Source organism: Clostridioides sp. ES-W-0016-02, from assembly GCF_020641035.1.
GTDB lineage: Bacteria > Bacillota > Clostridia > Peptostreptococcales > Peptostreptococcaceae > Clostridioides.
This window is the reverse complement of sequence record NZ_CP061361.1, coordinates 1,580,985-1,599,809: the sequence shown is the minus strand read 5'-3', so window position 1 is coordinate 1,599,809 and position 18,825 is coordinate 1,580,985. Positions and strand designations below refer to the sequence as shown.

Below are 18,825 nucleotides of genomic sequence, written 5' to 3'. Positions count from 1 at the left end.
TGACAGCGGTTTTATTTTATCATATAATTGTATTTTTTACAATTTTTTACTTATTTATCTGAAATTATACTTTTTATTCAGTTGTTATTTCACTTAAACGTTCACTTTTAGGTGTATATCTTTTCAACTCTCTAAATACTACTACACCTGTAATTACTGTGGCTATAAAGTCAGATACTGGTTGAGCTGTCCATACACCCTTTAAACCTAAGAATGTAGGAAGAATTATTACTGCTGGTATCAATAAAATTACCTGTCTTAGAAGACTTAATAACATTGCCATTTTTGCTTTACCTATAGATTGTATAAAGTTTGTTCCTGTAATTGATAAACCTACAATTGGTAACATAAGTAGGTATATTTTTAAACCATCTACAGATATACTCATAAGCTCAGGGTCTTTATTAAATATCCCTATAATTGCCTCTGGGAAAAGCATAATTACTACCATACCCATGCATAAAATTATAGTAGCTACTACTAATGAACCTAAGTATGCTTTTTTAACTCTATCGTATTTTTCAGCCCCATAGTTAAAACCTATAATGGGTTGCGCTCCCTGATTTATTCCAAAGATAGGCATTAAAAATACCATTGCTATAGAAGAAATTGTAGCCATAGCTCCTATAGCTAAATCTCCACCATGAGTTTTAAGTGCAATATTTGATATTACTTGAACTAAGCTTGCTGCAAGTTGCATAGCAAATGGTGACATTCCTATTGCAAATACTGCACCTACTAATCTTTTATCTAATTTTAAATGAGATTTACTGAATTTTAAATTTGATTTTCCACTTATATAGTAGCCTATAGTTAAAATAGCTGTAAGAGCTTGAGAAGTTACTGTAGCAATTGCAGCTCCTTGTATTCCCATATTGAATCCAAATATTAACATCCAATCTAAAACTATATTAGTTAGGCATCCTATTATCATTATTCCTGCTGAAATCTTAGGGCTACCGTCAGCTCTTATTGAGTGATTTAAAGAAAAGGATAGAAGATTTACTATTGTTCCTAATAAGATGATATTTATATATGTCTTTGCATATATTAATGTATTTTCACTTGCTCCAAATAATGTAAGTATTTTATTTGCAAATAATATCCCAAGTACCATTATTATAATTCCTGTAACTACAGCTAATGTCATTGCATTTCCTATAAGTTTCCTTGCATCTTCTACTTTACCTTGCCCAAGTTTTATCGATATAGTTGTCGTTGTTCCTATTCCTATCAACATACCAAATGCAAGTATTATTGTCATTATTGGCATCGTAACACCAAGACCTGTTATTGCAAGTGGTCCAACCCCTGGTATGTTCCCAATAAAAATTCTGTCTACCACATTATATAGACTATTTACCAGCATACCTATTATTGCCGGTATAGAGTATTTCAGTAGTAATTTACTGATTCGTTCCGTTCCTAATAATTGTTGATTATCCATCAAGTCTCCTCCTTCTTCTAATATTTAATTTTCCACATATTACAAGGGAGGTGCATATGCCCTCCCTTAATATTAACTACTTTTTAAATATTAATTTTCTATAATATATATTATATACCACTTTAATCAAAAAACCAAACTTTTCTAATATAAAATTTCTTTAGTAAATGAAAATAAAGTGAATATATACATGAGAGCACTAATAATATACCCCAATTTTTTAAGTTAAAACTATTGTTTAGTACACTATTTAAAAAGAGTAAAGAAAATATGCTATTTACAATAGCTATGATAAAAGGTACAAAAAATAGTATACCTATCTCTATACTAACAATCTTATTCATATTTTTAAAAGATAGACCTATTTTTGATAGATTATTGTACTTAACCTTATCAAAAGGTTCATCTGTGTATAGTCTAAAATACAAAAAACTAAGAACTGCCATAAACATAATAACACCTATGAAAATACCCATAAATTGAAGAATTTTACTTTGTTGTAACTCAGCTAAATACATATCTGGTAAGGTTAAAAAATATGACTTCATATCATTTCTATCTAGATTAAAATGTTTTTCTTTTAATGCTTCAGTTATATCAGCACTATTTTGCCAGTTTTCATAATCAAATCCATGAAAGTTTATTTTTGAAAACTTACTTTGTATATTATTATATAAATTATCATGTATAACTATAATTTTACTAAACATACCTGTAGGAAAAATTATCCTATCTGTTGATTCTTTTATCTTTATGTTTACATTTTTTATCTTATAAGCTTTAATTTCTTTTAAAGAATTTATATGCTCTTTAGAATTATATCTAGGAACTATAATGCCCTCATCTATCTTTAGATTAATTTTATCTAATCCCAATTGTTTTGATAATTTATTATAGTTACTCATACTTAATAATACTTCATTATTATATTCAAGCATAGGAAAACTTAATTCCTTATAATCATATTCTTTTATTGTGTTTCTAATTTCTTCTAAGTCTTCATATTTTTTGTTATTATTGTCTTCTGAGAAATATGAGTAAACCATTGGAAAATTATTTTTAGAGGATTTACCTTGTGAAGTTACAAGCGTTAAAGTTGTTGTAAATGCTACTAAAGTACCAGATAAAAGTATTGTCATTAAAAACAATAATCGAGAATTATCTTTCATCTTATATACTAAATTACCTATAAGCAACATATTTATTTTGTTTTTATAAAACTTCTCTCTATTTTTCATATGCTTTAATATTAAAATCATAAACTGAGAAAAAAATAAAAACATTCCTAGAGTAATCAACAGCGCTATCATGTACATATCACCATTTATATTTAACTTATTACCAAATAGTATCATAGCATATCCTGTCATAAGACATGATATACCAAGTATTCCAAATAATTTTGAAGGTTTTATATCTTTTTTAGGTTTCTTTGTGCCTACTAAAAGTTCAAAAATATTATTTTTGTTTAACAATTTTAAGCTAAGTGGTCCTGTTATCAAAAATAATAACATAAAAGATATAATTGTCATTAGTATCGCTTTTATTGGAAAGTAACTTTCTGTCAAGTTCATATAAAATATTTTACCTAAATACAATAAAAATAACTTAGAAATAGATAGCCCTAAAAGTATTCCTAACATTATTGCTAATAATCCTATTATTAAATTTTCAATCAATATCAATCTTTTCAATTGTTTATCACTCATTCCAATTATTATCATAACTCCAAAATCTCTTAATCTAGATTTTAAGAAATTTCCTAAGGAATATAATATAAAAAGCAGACTAAATCCTAATATTATTAATTCTGAAATCATAAGAGCCATAAATGCAGTAGAACCACTTTGGATTCCAGAATCCGTTATAATTGGATGAAACATAGATACTGCAAATACAAAAAATATCATTATAGAGAAAATTGAGCTTAAAAAATACGCTAAATATGCTCTAAAATTTCTAATTATATTATTATAAGCAAATCTTCCAAAAGTCACTACCTTACACCTCCTATTTGAGACAAGACAGATAGTATTTTATTGTAAAAAGAACTATTCGTGCCTGATTTCTTTATCTCTGTATATATGCATCCATCCTTTATAAAAACAACTCTATCTGAATGGCTTGCACTATATGCTTCATGAGTTACCATAAGTGTAGTTACATTTTGTTCTTTGTTTATCTTGGCAAATAACTCTAAAACATCATCAGTGGATTTCGAATCAAGATTCCCTGTTGGTTCATCTGCAAGAAGTAATGATGGGTTATTTATAATTGCTCTAGCAATTGCACATCTTTGAGCTTGTCCTCCTGAAATCTCATAAGTTCTTCTATCTAAAATTTTATCAATACCTAAAAATTCAGATATATTTTTAGTTTCCCTGTTCATTTTTTTAACATTTCTACCATCTAGTGTAAGTGGCAACATTATATTTTCACCAACTGTCAAAGTATCAATCAAATTAAAATTCTGAAATACAAAACCAAGTTGTTTTCTTCTAAATTCAGCTAATTTTTCTCCTTCTAATTTACTTGTATCCTGTCCATTTAATATAACTTGGCCTTCACTCTGCTTATCAATTGTAGATATTATATTTAAGAGAGTAGATTTGCCACTTCCAGATGGACCCATAACAGCTACAAATTCGCCCTTTTCTATACTTAAATTAATACTATCTAATGCTTTATATGGAACTTTTCCATAATATGTTTTTGATATATTTTTAATACTTAATATGTTCATTTTATATTCTCCATTACTTTTTTATTTTCACTACAGTAATATATTATCGTGAATATCCCATTTTAACCATAAAAATACCCTAACAATTAACTTACATATTTGTAAGTTAATTGTTAGGGTATCAACAAACTAATTAGTATTAATAATTAATTCAACTAAAATTTTAGAAGCTTTTCAAATTCACTAAGTACCATCGGTTTAGCAAATAAATAACCTTGAACCTTATCGCATCCTATTTCTTTTAAAAACTCTACTTGCTCATTGGTTTCTACACCTTCACATATAACTTTAATATTAATCGCTTTTGACATTTCTACTATCTTAGAGATAATAATTTTTCCACGTTTTGTATCTGTTGTTTCAATTAGAAAGCCTCTATCTAATTTTAAAATATCAAAAGGAAGGTCCTTTAATAGATTCAAGGATGAATATCCTGAGCCAAAATCATCCATTGATATAAGAAATCCTATCTTTTTAAGCCTCTTAATTATATCAATCAATATATTTAAATTATCAAATACAACACTTTCTGTTAATTCAAGTTCTATAAACTTAGGAGATATATTATACTTATTTATCAATTCAGTAATATTCTCTATAAAATTATCTCTATGTAAATGAACTCTAGATATATTCACTGAGATTGGCACAGGGTTATAACCTTTGTTTAGCCACTTTCTCAAGGTCTTACATACTTCTTCAAATACAAACATATCAATATTTACAATGAAACCATTTCTTTCAAATAAAGGTACAAAATCTACGGGTGAAATAAATCCTATATCTGGATTGTTCCATCTTATTAGAGCTTCTGCTCCTTCAATTTCATTTCCATCATTTAAACTATATTTTGGTTGGTAATATACTACAAACTCGCCTTTTTCCAAAGCTTTATTCATATTATCCTCCAATTTCTTTTCTCTATATAATCGATTTCTTGTATCTTCATTGAAAAATGAATATGAATGCTCATACTTATCTTTTTTTGTTTTTGCAGCAATATTCGCTCTATCAATTAACAAGTCAATTTTTTGTATATCATCACTTCTATTTATCTTATATATGCCACTTGACATAACAATTTTATATTGTGAAGAATTACTAGTACTTAAATTGCATATTTCATTATTTATTTTAGCTAGTCTATTTAAAAGGTCAGTATCAGTATTACAAGAAAGCAATAATATAAAGTGGTCATTATCCATTCTGGCACAAAGTTCATATTTGTTTGTATTGTGTTTTAACACATTTGCAATATGTATTAATATCTTATTTCCTTCAGTATAACCAAACATCTCATTTATGTATTTAAATTTATTGACATCCAATTGAACTAAGTAAAAATCATCCTTATAATAATTATGTAAAATATATATAGAATCTTTTTTAAACTTTTCTTTGTTCTTTATTCCACTTAAGGAATCATAATAAGCTAATTTTTTCAGTTGTTCTATTAGTGTAACATTACTTAATTTCCACAATATCAAAAATATTAATATATAGAAAAATAACTTGATTATAAAATCAATTATCAAGCTTTTAAAGTTCTTAAAGACATCACAACTTGATATTAACGTCCAATCAGTTCCTTCGATACTCGTATATCTTGCACTATATAACTTCCAATTATCCCATGATAAAAAACCACCTTGACGTTTCTCATCTATATTTTTTAAAATTTCATTTTTACTGGACCCTATAATATTTCCTTCTATACTAAACATGTCCGTCTTATTGTGGACATAGTCTTTATTTTGATGAGAAATAATGGCATAATTTTTATCTACCATTAAAAACTTAATAGAATCATCAGAATTACTTCTACTTACTATCTTATTTACATCTTGAAAATAAAAGGAAGCAAAAATAGTTCCAGTTACTTCATTATTTTTTATAATAGGTACACATATAATAAATACTTTATCTCCTGTAACCTTACTAACTGTAATGTCAGAAATCACCATTTTCTTTGTTTCTAATACCTTCTGAAAATGAGTTCGGTCTTTTATTGTCCCAACCCTTTCTCTATATGTACTTGAAGTATTCCCTTGTGCATCAGTTATTCCAAGCATAAAAAGGTTATATTGTTTTTGATAAGGTCTTAATAACTTACCTTTTTCAATTAGAGAAGTTCTGGCATCAGAAAATCTATCGTCTTGACTAAGAGCTTTTAATAAGGATGCATTGACACTTAAATAATTTTCTAATTCTCTTTTTGAGGCTTCAATCATATTTTTAGAAGCAACCTCCATAGAATTACTTGCATATATAATTGTACTTGTAAAATCAATTAAAATTAATAACATCCATAAAATTAATATATACCTAAAAACTAATCCATCAAATATTTTTTCTCTTTTTCTCATATTTAAACACCATTAATTATACTATTGTAATACATACTCAATCGGCTCTTTAATAACTTGTGACATTACTCTATGTGAATAATCCAAAAGTATTCTTTCTTTAAATTTATATGAATCCTTTATACGAGATTCATAATTTAAAACTGGCACATTTAATTTTTCAATTTTATATAGGAAAGGCCTATATTCTAATGATGGTATATTATTTTTTAAGTAATTTATACTTGCTTTATCTAAAATGCTTACATTTTCAATATCTGTTGCACTAATATATGTAACCGTTATACCAAAAATATTCTTTTTAGGTATAAGTTCTAATGTCAAGTTTGATAACTCTGATTCTGCCAACCACACATTATTTCCCCCTTATAAAATCTTTATTCGATATTATTTTACCATAATTAAACAAAATTATGTTGCTTAATAGTAAATATTACAATAGTAACTATGACTTTATTATATAATTTTTCAAAAAAATATACCAAGCTAGAGATTATTCTAACTTGGTATATTTAATTTACAAATTAAGCATTAACTTTTGCTTTTAAATATTCATCTATTGAAGCTGCTGCAGTTTTACCAGCACCCATTGCAGATATTACTGTTGCTGCTCCAGTAACAGCGTCTCCACCTGCAAATACACCTTCTTTAGAAGTTTGACCATTTTCATCTGTTATTAAGCATCTTCTCTTATTTATATCAAGGCTCTTTGTTGTAGAAGATATTAATGGATTTGGACTTGTTCCAAGTGACATTATAACTGTATCTACATCAAGTACAAATTCAGAACCTTCTATTTCTATAGGTCTTCTTCTTCCAGAATCATCTGGTTCTCCTAATTCCATTCTTATACAAACCATACCTTTAACATATCCATTTTCATCTACTAAAATTTCTTTAGGATTTGTCAATGTATTAAATATAATTCCTTCTTCTTTTGCATGATGTACTTCTTCAGCTCTCGCTGGAAGCTCTTTTTCACTTCTTCTATAAACTATATATGATTCTGAACCTAATCTTAATGCAGTTCTAGCAGCATCCATAGCAACATTTCCACCACCAACTACAGCAACTTTTTTACCAGAACTAATAGGTGTATCATAATCATCTCTATAAGCTTTCATTAAGTTTACTCTAGTTAAAAACTCATTTGCAGAAAATACTCCATTAGCATTTTCTCCTGGTATATTCATAAACATAGGAAGACCAGCTCCTGAACCTATGAATATAGCTTCAAATCCTTCATCTTCTATAAGTTCATCTACTGTTATTGTTTTACCAACAATTACATTAGTTTCTATTTTTACACCTAATTTTCTTATATTATCTATTTCAGGTTGAACAACAGCTTGTTTTGGAAGTCTAAATTCAGGTATTCCATAAGTTAAAACTCCACCTGGTTCATGCATTGCTTCAAATATTGTTACATCATAGCCTTTTTTAGCTAAGTCACCAGCACAAGCAAGACCTGCTGGTCCACTTCCTATTACAGCTACTTTTTGATTTTTCTTAGGTTCTGTATCAGATAAGTTTATATCATTTTCTTTTGACCAATCTGCTACAAATCTTTCCAATTTTCCTATTGATACTGCATCTGATTTTATTCCAAGTATACATACACCTTCACATTGACTTTCTTGTGGACATACTCTACCACAAACAGCAGGTAGTGAACTACTCTTGGCTATTACTTTAGCAGCACCTTCTATATCATCTTCTTTAATTTTTGTTATAAATCCTGGGATATCAATTCCTACTGGACATCCACCTACACATTTTGGTTTTTTACATCCTAGACATCTATTAGCTTCCGCCATAGCTTCTTCTTTATTGTATCCTAAACATACTTCATCAAAGTTTGCTGCTCTTACAGCAGGTTCTTGTTCTCTAACTGGTACTTTTACTTTTTTAGCATCCATTATTTGTTACCTCCACATCCACAATTACTATGATGATGACTATCGCCTTCTTCAAGTTTTAACATAGCTCTTCCTTCTTGAGTTTTGTACATAGATTGTCTTCTCATAGCTTGGTCAAAATCAACTAAATGTCCATCAAATTCAGGACCATCTACACATGCAAACTTAGTCTCATTTCCAACACTAACTCTACAACCACCACACATACCTGTTCCATCAATCATTATTGTATTTAAACTTACTATAGTAGGTATGTTTAATTCTTTAGTCAATTGACACATAAATTTCATCATTATCATTGGTCCAATTACTATTGCTTGGTCATATTTTTTGCCTTGATTATCAACCAAATCTTTTAATAAATCTGTAACTCTTCCATCAAATCCATATGTACCATCATCTGTTGATATGTATACATTTTTAGCTACTTTTCTCATATCATCTTCTAATATGATTAATTCTTTAGTTCTTGCACCAATTATTACATCTACATCTAATCCATTCTCTTTAAACCATTTAACTTGTGGATACACTGGAGCAGAACCTACTCCACCAGCTACAAATAGGATTTTTTTATTTTTTAATTCTTCTATATCTTCATGTATGAATTCACTTGCTTGTCCTAATGGCCCTACAAAGTCCATTACAAAATCGTTTTCTTCAAACATTGCTAATTTCTTAGTTGAAGCACCAACTGTTTGGAATACGATAGTTACTGTTCCTTTTTCTCTATCATAATCAGCTATTGTAAGAGGAATTCTTTCTCCCTTTTCATCATTTTTAATTATTATAAATTGACCAGGCTGAGAAGATTTTGCAACTCTAGGAGCCTCTATTTCCATCAAATAAATACTATCTGTTAATTGTCTCTTACTAACTATTTTATTACTCATCTCGCTATTCTCCATTCTAACAAATATATTTTTCCCACTTTAAATTTAATTAAAACATAAACACACAAAACTATAACTCTAATTATAATACAATATTAGTTCTCGATTAAATGTTTTGTATTGGACATCCCCCCTGTAAAATAATTATAACTGCCCAAATTACAAATAGTTGATATTAACAAATTACGTTTAAATTCCAACAAATATTAAAACCCATATTATACGTATAATTTGTTATAGATTTAACCTAATACACACTTAAAGTATACTATATTATGCCAAATTTGTAACAAAAATTTTATAAATACATAATAAATTTTTTTTATTCAATTATTTGTTTAATAAATTAACCTAGGTTTTCATAATAACTCAGATTTCTTTAAAAACTAAACATGTATAAGGCTTTAATCTATTGCAATACCAGCTTTTATATAAACTAAAATATACTCTTATTTTATTATATATCTAAAATTTTTAATATTCATTAATTATTTGAATTTTTATATAAAATTTTTATATTTTCTAAAGATTTATTTACTTATGTAATAATTTATAATAATATTAATTTATAAAGTTAATAATTATTATGAATACACATAAAAATAATTAAAAATAGGAGGTTTGTTTTTTGAAAAATATTATTTCTGCAAAAGAACTTATATCTAAATTAGAACATAATGATAATCTAGTTGTTATAGATTGTAGATTTGACCTTATCAATAGAACTTATGGTATTGATTCTTATAAAAAAGGACATATAAAAGGTAGCTTTATCTTGGATATAGACAAGGATTTATCATCTCCTACAAAAGAACATGGCGGTAAAAATCCTTTACAAGACCCTTTTATATTAAAAGAAAAGTTAGAAAAAATGGGTGTTGATAATTACACTACAATTGTAGCTTATGATGATGGAGATTTAAATGGTGCTTGTAGACTATTCTTCCAATTAAAACACTTAGGTCTTGAAAATGTCTATGTATTAGATGGTGGAATAACAGCTTTTGTAAAAGAAGGTGGAGAATTAGAAGAAAAAATAAATATTCCAAACTGTACAGACAAAAAAATTAAGCCTAATGTAAATGACAGTTTAGTTGTTCCAATGGAATATGTTAAGTCTAAATTATATGACAAAAATACTGTGATTATAGATTGTCGTGCTAATGAAAGATACCAAGGTTTAGTTGAACCTGCATATTCAAAAGCTGGCCATATACCTAGTGCAAAAAATTACTTTTGCAAGGATTTAATAAAAGGTGATTTTGAAAATGGCTCACTTAAAGATACTGAATTTTTAAAAGACTTCTTTAAGGATTTAAACAATTATGAAGAAATAATTTTGTCTTGTGGTTCAGGAATATCTGCTTGTGTTAACAGCCTTGCACTTAGAGAACTTAATATGCCCCATAAGATTTATGTTGGTAGCTTTAGTGACTGGATTAGCTATGATGACAACGAAGTTAAAACTGGACAAGAATAAAGTTAATAATAAATAAATCTAGCATATTATATATCTTAGTTTTTTATAAAGGCGTTAGTCATTGTAGACTTTCGCCTTTTATTATCATCATTTCATATAGATTCCTTTAGTCATTAAATATAAATTTAGTTTACAATATTAATAAACTGCAACATGACCATCACATCTTGACTCTGTTGCACAAACATAACTTTCTTGCTCTGTTTTGAAGATTATTTGTCCCCTACCCATATCAACATTATCATAAATTACTTTTATCTCATGACCTTTTTCAATAAGAGCATCTACCATCTGTCTTGGCATCTCTGATTCAACTTCTATCTCTTTACCTTTTATCCACTGCCATCTTGGAGCATCTAATGCCTCTTGAGGGTTTAAACCAAAGTCTATCATACTCGTTAATACTTGAAGATGTCCCTGTGGTTGCATAAAAGCACCCATTACACCAAATGGACCTATTGCCTTATCATCTTTACCTAAAAAACCAGGTATTATTGTGTGATAAGGTTTTTTAAATGGTTTTACTACATTATGGTGTTTAGGGTCTAAGTTAAAATTATTACCTCTACTATGTAGTGCAATACCAGTGTTTGGTATTACTATCCCAGAACCAAAATTTATATAATTACTCTGTATATATGAAACCATATTTCCATCTTTGTCAGCAGTACAAAGATATACAGTTCCACCACAATATGGTTCTCCTTCTTTTGGGTATAAAGCTTTTTCATTATCAATCAATAAACTTCTCTTTTTTGCATAATCTTGACTTAATAATTCCTGAACCTTTACTTTCATATGTTCTATATCAGTTACATAAGTTTTAGAATCTGCAAAAGCCAGTTTTAAGCTTTCTATAATCTTATGTATGTCATCTACATTTTCTATATCTCCTTTTATGTCCAATTCTTTTAATATATTTAATGCCATTAGGACTGTTATTCCATGTCCATTCGGTGGAATTTCAAATATTTTATATCCTTTATATTCTGTACTTATAGGTTCTACCCAAGTTGGATAAAAACTCGCTAAATCACTTTTTCTTATAGCTCCCTCAAACTTTCTAGAACACTCATCTATTTTATCTGCTAGTCTACCTCTATAAAAACTTTCAGCTTGTGTATTGGCTATTTCTTCTAATGTATTAGCATGCTCTTCACATACAAATATGTCACCAGCTTCTGGAGCTTTACCATCCTTAGAAAACGTCTCAAACCATGACTTAAATTCTTCTCCAACAAATTCTTTTTCATATAGTTCATAGGATTTTTTCCATACTTTTGATACATTAGGAGAAACAACATATCCTTCTCTTGCATATTTAATTGCTGGAGATAAACATTCTAGTAGACTAAGTTTTCCATACTTTTTATTTAATTCTGCCCAAGCTGCAGGTATTCCAGGTACAGTTACTGCTCCAAATCCATACTTTGGCATTTCTTTCATGTTCTTGTAATTTTTTAATTCCATTCTTTCTGGAGCAAAACCGCTAGAATTTAGTCCATATAATCGTTTTTCTTCCTCTATCCAAACAAGAGCATATGCGTCTCCTCCAATTCCATTACTTGTAGGTTCAACTACAGATAATGTAGCAGCAGTTGCAACTGCTGCATCCACAGCATTTCCACCTTTTTTTAGTATTTCAAGCCCAGCTTGAGAAGCTAATGGTGTTGAAGTTGCAACTGCTCCATTTTTAGCATATATAACATTTCTTATTGATGGATATTTATGTTGATGAGCATCAAACATCATAATTTTCAACTCCTTGTCATTTTTATTTTATATTTTCCTTAAATTTATTATATAACATTAATTAATACAACTGATACAAAATACAAACTTTTTCCAAGACTTAATTACATTATTATAATATTTTTTTGTTTTGATTAGATAAGCTATCTTGTTTTTAGTATTTAATTCTTATTAAGTAAAAAATACTCTACAACTTAATCTATTATCATATTTTGAGCGTATTTTAATGTTATAAAATAATATATAAAATAACCTATATAATAAATGGCTAGTGTTGTAATAATTGGTATAAGCAATGGCCTAGTTATAAATTTTTGAGCAATTGACATAGCAAATAAATTATGAATTGTACCTACAATTAATGGCAACAAAAATACAACTTTTAATTGTCTTGATATTATTTTCTCAATATCTTGATTATTTGCCCCAAGTTTTTTTAGCATAATATATCGTTCTTTATCATCATATATATTTGATAATTGCTTAAATAAAATTATACTTCCTGTACACAAAAGAAATACTACAGATAGAAATATACCTATAAATAACATAAGACCACTTACTCTAATTAAATCATTATAGTTTTCGACATTTGATGTAAAATTAAAAGGATAAGTTGATTCCATATTTTTATCAACTATATTTTTTAATCTTAAAGACATATCAAACTCTTTTTTTTCATTTTTTATATCAATTAATCTTAATAATCTCGATTCTCCTCCTGATTTTAATCTATTAAATATGTTATCTTTTACCACAATTAAATCAAATGTTGATTGTAAATTTATTTCTGGCTCTAAAATATTTTTTTGAACTGTAAATAAATTCATCTTCTCTTTTTCTTTAATGTATACATCTATTTTTTGAGTACCAGTACTTTTAAGAAACATTCTCTTATATGAATCTGAAACATAATATACATGCTCTTCTGAAGTTAATTCTTCATAATTAGTGTTTTGATATTGTCTTAATTTCTTAAAATCACTTTCTTTAATAAAATCTACAATCACTGTATTTTCTCTATAAACTCCTCCTTTTTTATAATACAATTTAAAATTTACATCTCTACTTATAAACGCTACTGTCTTATCAAAAAGCACCTTATCATCTTCTTTATATTTATATAGCAGCTTATCGATTTCATTATTTACAAGAGAATTTTCTGCATTTATAGTATAACTATACTTGTAGTTTTCATTTATATTTCTATCTATATCGTAATAAATTGATATTGTAAATCCTAACATAGTTACACTTGTAGCTATTAATATTGCTATTATTGCCAATACTCTGCTATTATTCTTTAATTTGAATCCAAGTTCTGAAAATGCAATTAGATTTCTTCCCTTGTAATAAAAACTTTTTTTCTTCTTAGCAACATCTATAATTATCGACATTATTGATGAAAAAAATAAAAAAGTACCTGGTATTATTGTAATTAATATAAAAGCTGAAAACATTATGTTTTCAACAATGAAATGACTAACTGACATTAAATAAGAAAATACTATCAGTAAAACTCCAAGAGTTCCCTTTAGCTTTATAAATCTTTTATTTGTATATTTTTCTGGTGACTTCTTAAATAACTCTACAATTTTTTTATTCCTAATAACTATAATATTTCTCATTCCAATTACTACAAATATTATTAAAAATATTCCTAATGTCTGAATTAAAGCCCTTATACTTAAAGTCATCTTTACTACTATAATCTCTTTCATTAATTTTACAAGAATCATTGTCATAAGCTTTGAAAATAAAAAACCTAAAGATATTCCTATTAATATTGCAAAGATTCCCATCAAAAAAGTTTCATATAAAAATATTCTGCCTATCTGATTTTTTCTCATTCCAATCAAGCTATAAGTACCTATCTCTTGCCTACGTCTATTAAAGAAAAATGAATTTGAATAATATATAAACAAAAAAACAAATACCACTATTACAATTGAACTTGTATTAATACCTATTTTAGTTTTTCTACCAAGTAAATTTAAGGCTTCATTGTACTCTATTGACTTGAAACTAAAGAATATAAATACACTAAATACAATTGAAACGAAGTACATAAAATAGCTTAAAAAGTTCTTTTTTATATTTTTTATAGCAATTTTAAATAAACTCATTTTTATTAACTCCTCCAATTAAGGAAACTGTATTTAGTATTTTATTATAGAATTCTTTTGTGCTTTCTCCTTTTATAAGTTCTGTAAAGATTATTCCATCCTTTATAAAGAGTATTCTACTACAAAAACTTGCACTTATAGCATCATGTGTTACCATTAATATTGTTGAATCGTTATCTTTATTTAATTTTACTAGAGAATTTAATAAATCCCTTGCAGATTTAGAATCTAATGCTCCTGTAGGCTCGTCTGCAAGTATTAATGATGGTTTTGTTACTATTGCTCTACAAACAGCGCCTCTTTGTTTTTGTCCACCTGAGACTTCATTAGGATATTTATCTAATACTGATTCTATATTTAGTGATTTTGAAACTTCTTTTATTCTACTTTCTATTACTGATACTTTTTCATTTTTTAAAGAAAGAGGTAGCATTATATTTTCTTTTATAGTTAATGTATCTAAAAGGTTAGAGTCTTGAAATACAAATCCAAGATTATCACGTCTAAAGTCGGCTAATTTATTTTGTTTCATTTTAATAATATTCTTATTCTCTATATAAACATTTCCTGATGAAGGCAAATCTATTGTAGAAATAATGTTCAAAAGAGTTGATTTTCCAGCTCCAGATGAACCCATAATACCTACAAATTCGCCTTTATAAACTTTAAAACTTATTCCCTTTAAAGCTTCATATTTTGAGCCTTTTCTACCATACTCTTTTTTTATATTTTCAACAATTAATATTTCTTCCATAATTACTTACCACTCCTCAACATAATTGCTCATTTTCCAATTCTTATAAATATATTATATATATTAAAGTAGTTTTTAACCATTTACTTATATTAATATAATGTTACATTTCTGTAAGTATTAATTATATTTCTTCCTTTTTACTAGAATTATATTTAAAATATAATTTGTCAAGTAAAATATAGTTATATTAATATAATTATTTTAAATTATAAGGTAGAAATGTTTGAACTTATCAAGTAAAATATAGTTATGTTAATATAACTATTCTGGATTAGGAGGTAAAAATGTTTAAAATAATGGTAATTGAAGATGATGTTTCATTAAAACATCAAATAGCAGATTGTCTTTCTAAATGGGGACATATTGTCTATCAAATAGAAAATCTTGAAAACATAATAGAAGAATTTAAGCATTATAAACCACAATTGGTTTTATTAGATATAAATCTTCCATTTTATGATGGATTTCATTGGTGTAATGAGATAAGAAGAATTTCCAAAGTTCCAATAATATTTATTTCTTCAAGAAATTCTAATATGGATGTGATAATGGGTGTAAATCTAGGCGCAGATGATTATATACAAAAACCATTTTCTATAGATGTTTTAATAGCTAAAGTAAATGCTCTTTTAAGAAGAACTTATAATTTTGTTGATAATAATTCAAATAAAATTGTCCATAATGGGGTTACTTTGGATTTATCAACTGCAACTATATGTTATAAAGATAGTACTATTGAGCTAACCAAAAATGAAATTAAAATTCTTCATGAACTTATGAGGAATAAAAGTAAAATAGTTAGTAGAAATAAACTTATGAAAAAATTATGGGATAATGATTGGTTTGTAGATGATAATACTCTCACTGTTAATGTAAACAGAATACGTTCAAAATTAAGTGAAATTGGATTGGAAGACTTTATAGAAACTAAAAGAGGATTAGGTTATATAATCAGTTAAAATAGTTTTAAGTAGGTGAATTTATGAGTTTTAAAGATTTTCTCAAAGATAAACTCGAATTTTTAGTATACAACTTTGGTTTCTTACTTTTTACGATAGCAGTTATTATATTTTCTCCTATTGATGCTCTCTTAGTAGATACTATTGTATACATATTAATTGTAAATATAGTATTTTCATTTATATATATACTTACTGGCTACATTAAGAAAAATAGATTTTTAGAGAAAATTAAAAATAATACATTCAAAGTTAGTACTAATGATATAGAATTAGTTAAATGTACAAATGAAGAAAAAATATATTTGGATATAATTAAAGGTTATCAAAACCAGTGTGATGATATAATAGATATCAATACTAAGAAATTTGAAGAAAATAAAGAAATTATGAGTATGTGGGTACATGATATAAAAATACCTATAGCAATAATTAAACTAGTACTTGAACAAAACGAAGATTTAATCGAAGAAAAAATTTCAGATGATATTGATAAAGAGATATTTAGAATTGAAAATTCTGTTGAAAGAATTTTATATTTATCTAGACTTGAAGATTTTCATAAAGATTTTTTGATTCAAGAAGTAAATATTGAAAATATTCTTAGAGATATTATAAGAAAATATTCAAAATATTTTATCTCAAAAAAAATAATTTTAAACTTAAATAATTTGAATTATACAGTTTTATCAGACGAAAAATGGCTTCACTTCATATTCGAGCAATTATTAAATAATTCCCTAAAATATGCCTCAATAGAAGATAATATATCTATCTATTGCAAAACCCACAAAAATTATTTACAATTAAGGGTGGAAGATACTGGCTGTGGTATAAAAAAGGAAGATTTAAATCGAATATTCAATAAGGGATTTACAGGTAATAATGGAAGAAATAACACTAAATCTACAGGGCTTGGTCTTTATTTAGTAAAAGAACTTTGTGACAAACTTGGCCATAAAATTGATGTAGATTCAGAGTACAATCAATATACAAAAATTACTATTACATTCAAAGATTATCTATAGTATCTTATATATTGATAAGTTATTTTCATTTGACTTATATTCAACATGCTTCTTATAATGATTCTATATGTACATCCCAGTATATAATAAGTAGTTTTTATACAAAGGAGGAAAACATGTCTTTTCTAAAAAAATTTAAAAATAAAAAATTTAGAAATAGTAGCTTTAAGAGTAATAGCTTTAAAAATACTAGCTTTGGAAGTAATAATTTCAAAGCTAAAAATAAAGGTTTTAAAAATAATCCTTTTAAAAACAAGAGATTTAAAATCTATGCAGGAATCGTGATAATCATACTTTTAATATTAGGGGTACTTGCTTATGTCGATTCAAAAAATACTGAATTACAAACTAATGAAAACTTCATAGAAACATACACTATTCCAGAAAACGAAAAAATATTTATAAATGGTATGGTTGTTCCTAAGCAAACTAAAGACTTTAATATTTCTGGAGATTATGAGTTAAGTGATGTAAATGTTACAAATGGTCAAAAGGTAAATCAAGGAGACCTTCTTTTTACTGCTAAAAATCCAACTATAATATCAGAAATAGATAGTCTAAAATCACAACTTAGCCAATATAAAAAACAAAAGATATCACTTGCAAATATTGATGAAAATAGAGATGCTATAGCTTCTATAAATGCACAAATAACAGCTTTAAACTCTCAGATAGCTTCTTTAGATAAGAAAGCATATGATAGAACTACTGCTCCTTTTGATGGTACTGTATATTTAAATGACCAAACTGGAAATCCAGACCAACCAGCTTCATTTATGACTATTCAAGGTCTAGAGTTTTATATGAAGGGGCAAGCAAGTGAACAAGATTTACCTAAGATGAAAATTGACCAAATGGTTAATATATTAGTTTTCTCAACTGACCAAAATCTTACTGGTAGAATAAGTTTTATATCTGATAAGCCATCTACTCCAAGTAGCGAGATGGGAGCTCAACAAAGTACTTTATCTTATTATGATATAAACATAGCATTTGATAACCAAGAAGGGTTGACAAATGGATTCCATCTTCAAGCATCACTTGAAGTAGCTAACTCAAGCTTTAAAATACCAGCATCTTGTGTACTTAAGGATAAAAAGCACTCATATGTATTTAAAGACTTAGATGGAATCTTGAAAAAACAAATTGTAGATGTTGCAAGTAAAAATAATGACTTTGCTGTAATTAGAGGCGGTCTTGAACAAGGTGATATAGTAATAAAATACCCTACTAAAGAAATGAAAGAAGGAGACCCAGTTCAAGGTGATGGTGTAACTGCTGGCTCTAATAATAATGGAGATGCTACTCCAGACAAAAATTTAAAAGAAGTTAATATGGATGTGAATTAATTTACA

General features: G+C 27.0%; 14 protein-coding genes. 4 read left to right on the top strand and 10 right to left on the bottom strand.

Translation table 11 applies throughout. The features are described 5' to 3' along the window. Window positions 1-73 precede the first annotated feature (73 nt). The 7 genes from IC758_RS07715 to IC758_RS07685 all read right to left on the bottom strand — a co-directional run bounded on the left by IC758_RS07715 (window position 74) and on the right by IC758_RS07685 (window position 9,368). On the bottom strand, window positions 74-1,447 hold the full coding sequence (locus IC758_RS07715; RefSeq protein WP_227482349.1) for an MATE family efflux transporter: 1,374 nt from the start codon (window positions 1,445-1,447) through the stop codon (window positions 74-76). A 122-nt stretch (window positions 1,448-1,569) separates the two neighbouring features. After that, window positions 1,570-3,444, bottom strand: coding sequence for an ABC transporter permease (locus IC758_RS07710; RefSeq protein ID WP_227860857.1), 1,875 nt, complete (start codon window positions 3,442-3,444; stop codon window positions 1,570-1,572). Continuing rightward, a complete protein-coding gene (locus IC758_RS07705) occupies window positions 3,444-4,190 on the bottom strand; it encodes an ABC transporter ATP-binding protein (protein WP_227823745.1) in 747 nt (248 codons plus the stop codon). Before IC758_RS07705 ends, IC758_RS07710 begins: the two co-directional genes overlap by 1 nt. Window positions 4,191-4,345: 155 nt before the next feature. After that, complete coding sequence (locus IC758_RS07700) at window positions 4,346-6,556, bottom strand: EAL domain-containing protein (RefSeq protein WP_227432924.1); 2,211 nt, start codon at window positions 6,554-6,556, stop codon at window positions 4,346-4,348. Between the two features lie 21 nt (window positions 6,557-6,577). Continuing rightward, window positions 6,578-6,910 carry a hypothetical protein gene (locus tag IC758_RS07695; RefSeq protein WP_227482345.1) on the bottom strand — a complete coding sequence of 111 codons (333 nt, stop codon included), beginning with the start codon at window positions 6,908-6,910 and terminating at the stop codon, window positions 6,578-6,580. Between the two features lie 170 nt (window positions 6,911-7,080). After that, a complete protein-coding gene (gltA, locus tag IC758_RS07690; RefSeq protein WP_227823744.1) occupies window positions 7,081-8,475 on the bottom strand; it encodes an NADPH-dependent glutamate synthase in 1,395 nt (464 codons plus the stop codon). Beyond that, window positions 8,475-9,368, bottom strand: coding sequence for a sulfide/dihydroorotate dehydrogenase-like FAD/NAD-binding protein (locus IC758_RS07685; protein WP_227482343.1), 894 nt, complete (start codon window positions 9,366-9,368; stop codon window positions 8,475-8,477). The genes gltA and IC758_RS07685 overlap by 1 nt, the downstream gene beginning before the upstream one ends. A gap of 628 nt (window positions 9,369-9,996) precedes the next feature. Between IC758_RS07685 and IC758_RS07680 the strand changes: the two genes are divergently transcribed. Further along, window positions 9,997-10,848, top strand: coding sequence for a sulfurtransferase (locus IC758_RS07680; protein ID WP_227823743.1), 852 nt, complete (start codon window positions 9,997-9,999; stop codon window positions 10,846-10,848). 138 nt (window positions 10,849-10,986) lie between these two features. On the opposite strand, the gene ggt is transcribed toward IC758_RS07680, so the two are convergent. The 3 genes from ggt to IC758_RS07665 form a co-directional block, all read right to left on the bottom strand. Continuing rightward, on the bottom strand, window positions 10,987-12,600 hold the full coding sequence (ggt, locus tag IC758_RS07675; RefSeq protein ID WP_227834583.1) for a gamma-glutamyltransferase: 1,614 nt from the start codon (window positions 12,598-12,600) through the stop codon (window positions 10,987-10,989). Window positions 12,601-12,794: 194 nt separating this feature from the next. Then, window positions 12,795-14,726 carry an ABC transporter permease gene (locus IC758_RS07670; protein WP_227834584.1) on the bottom strand — a complete coding sequence of 644 codons (1,932 nt, stop codon included), beginning with the start codon at window positions 14,724-14,726 and terminating at the stop codon, window positions 12,795-12,797. After that, window positions 14,713-15,480, bottom strand: coding sequence for an ABC transporter ATP-binding protein (locus IC758_RS07665; RefSeq protein ID WP_227432917.1), 768 nt, complete (start codon window positions 15,478-15,480; stop codon window positions 14,713-14,715). The genes IC758_RS07670 and IC758_RS07665 overlap by 14 nt, the downstream gene beginning before the upstream one ends. Before the next feature lie 287 nt (window positions 15,481-15,767). Here IC758_RS07665 and IC758_RS07660 point away from each other — a divergent pair, with 287 nt between their 5' ends. The 3 genes from IC758_RS07660 (at window position 15,768) to IC758_RS07650 (ending at window position 18,819) form a co-directional block, all read left to right on the top strand. Then, window positions 15,768-16,442, top strand: a complete 675-nt coding sequence (locus IC758_RS07660; RefSeq protein WP_227432916.1) for a response regulator transcription factor — start codon at window positions 15,768-15,770, stop codon at window positions 16,440-16,442. A 23-nt stretch (window positions 16,443-16,465) separates the two neighbouring features. Then, complete coding sequence (locus IC758_RS07655) at window positions 16,466-17,470, top strand: HAMP domain-containing histidine kinase (protein WP_227432915.1); 1,005 nt, start codon at window positions 16,466-16,468, stop codon at window positions 17,468-17,470. A 116-nt stretch (window positions 17,471-17,586) separates the two neighbouring features. Then, window positions 17,587-18,819: an efflux RND transporter periplasmic adaptor subunit gene (locus IC758_RS07650; RefSeq protein ID WP_227432914.1), complete on the top strand. Its 1,233-nt coding sequence runs from the start codon at window positions 17,587-17,589 to the stop codon at window positions 18,817-18,819. Window positions 18,820-18,825 lie beyond the last annotated feature (6 nt).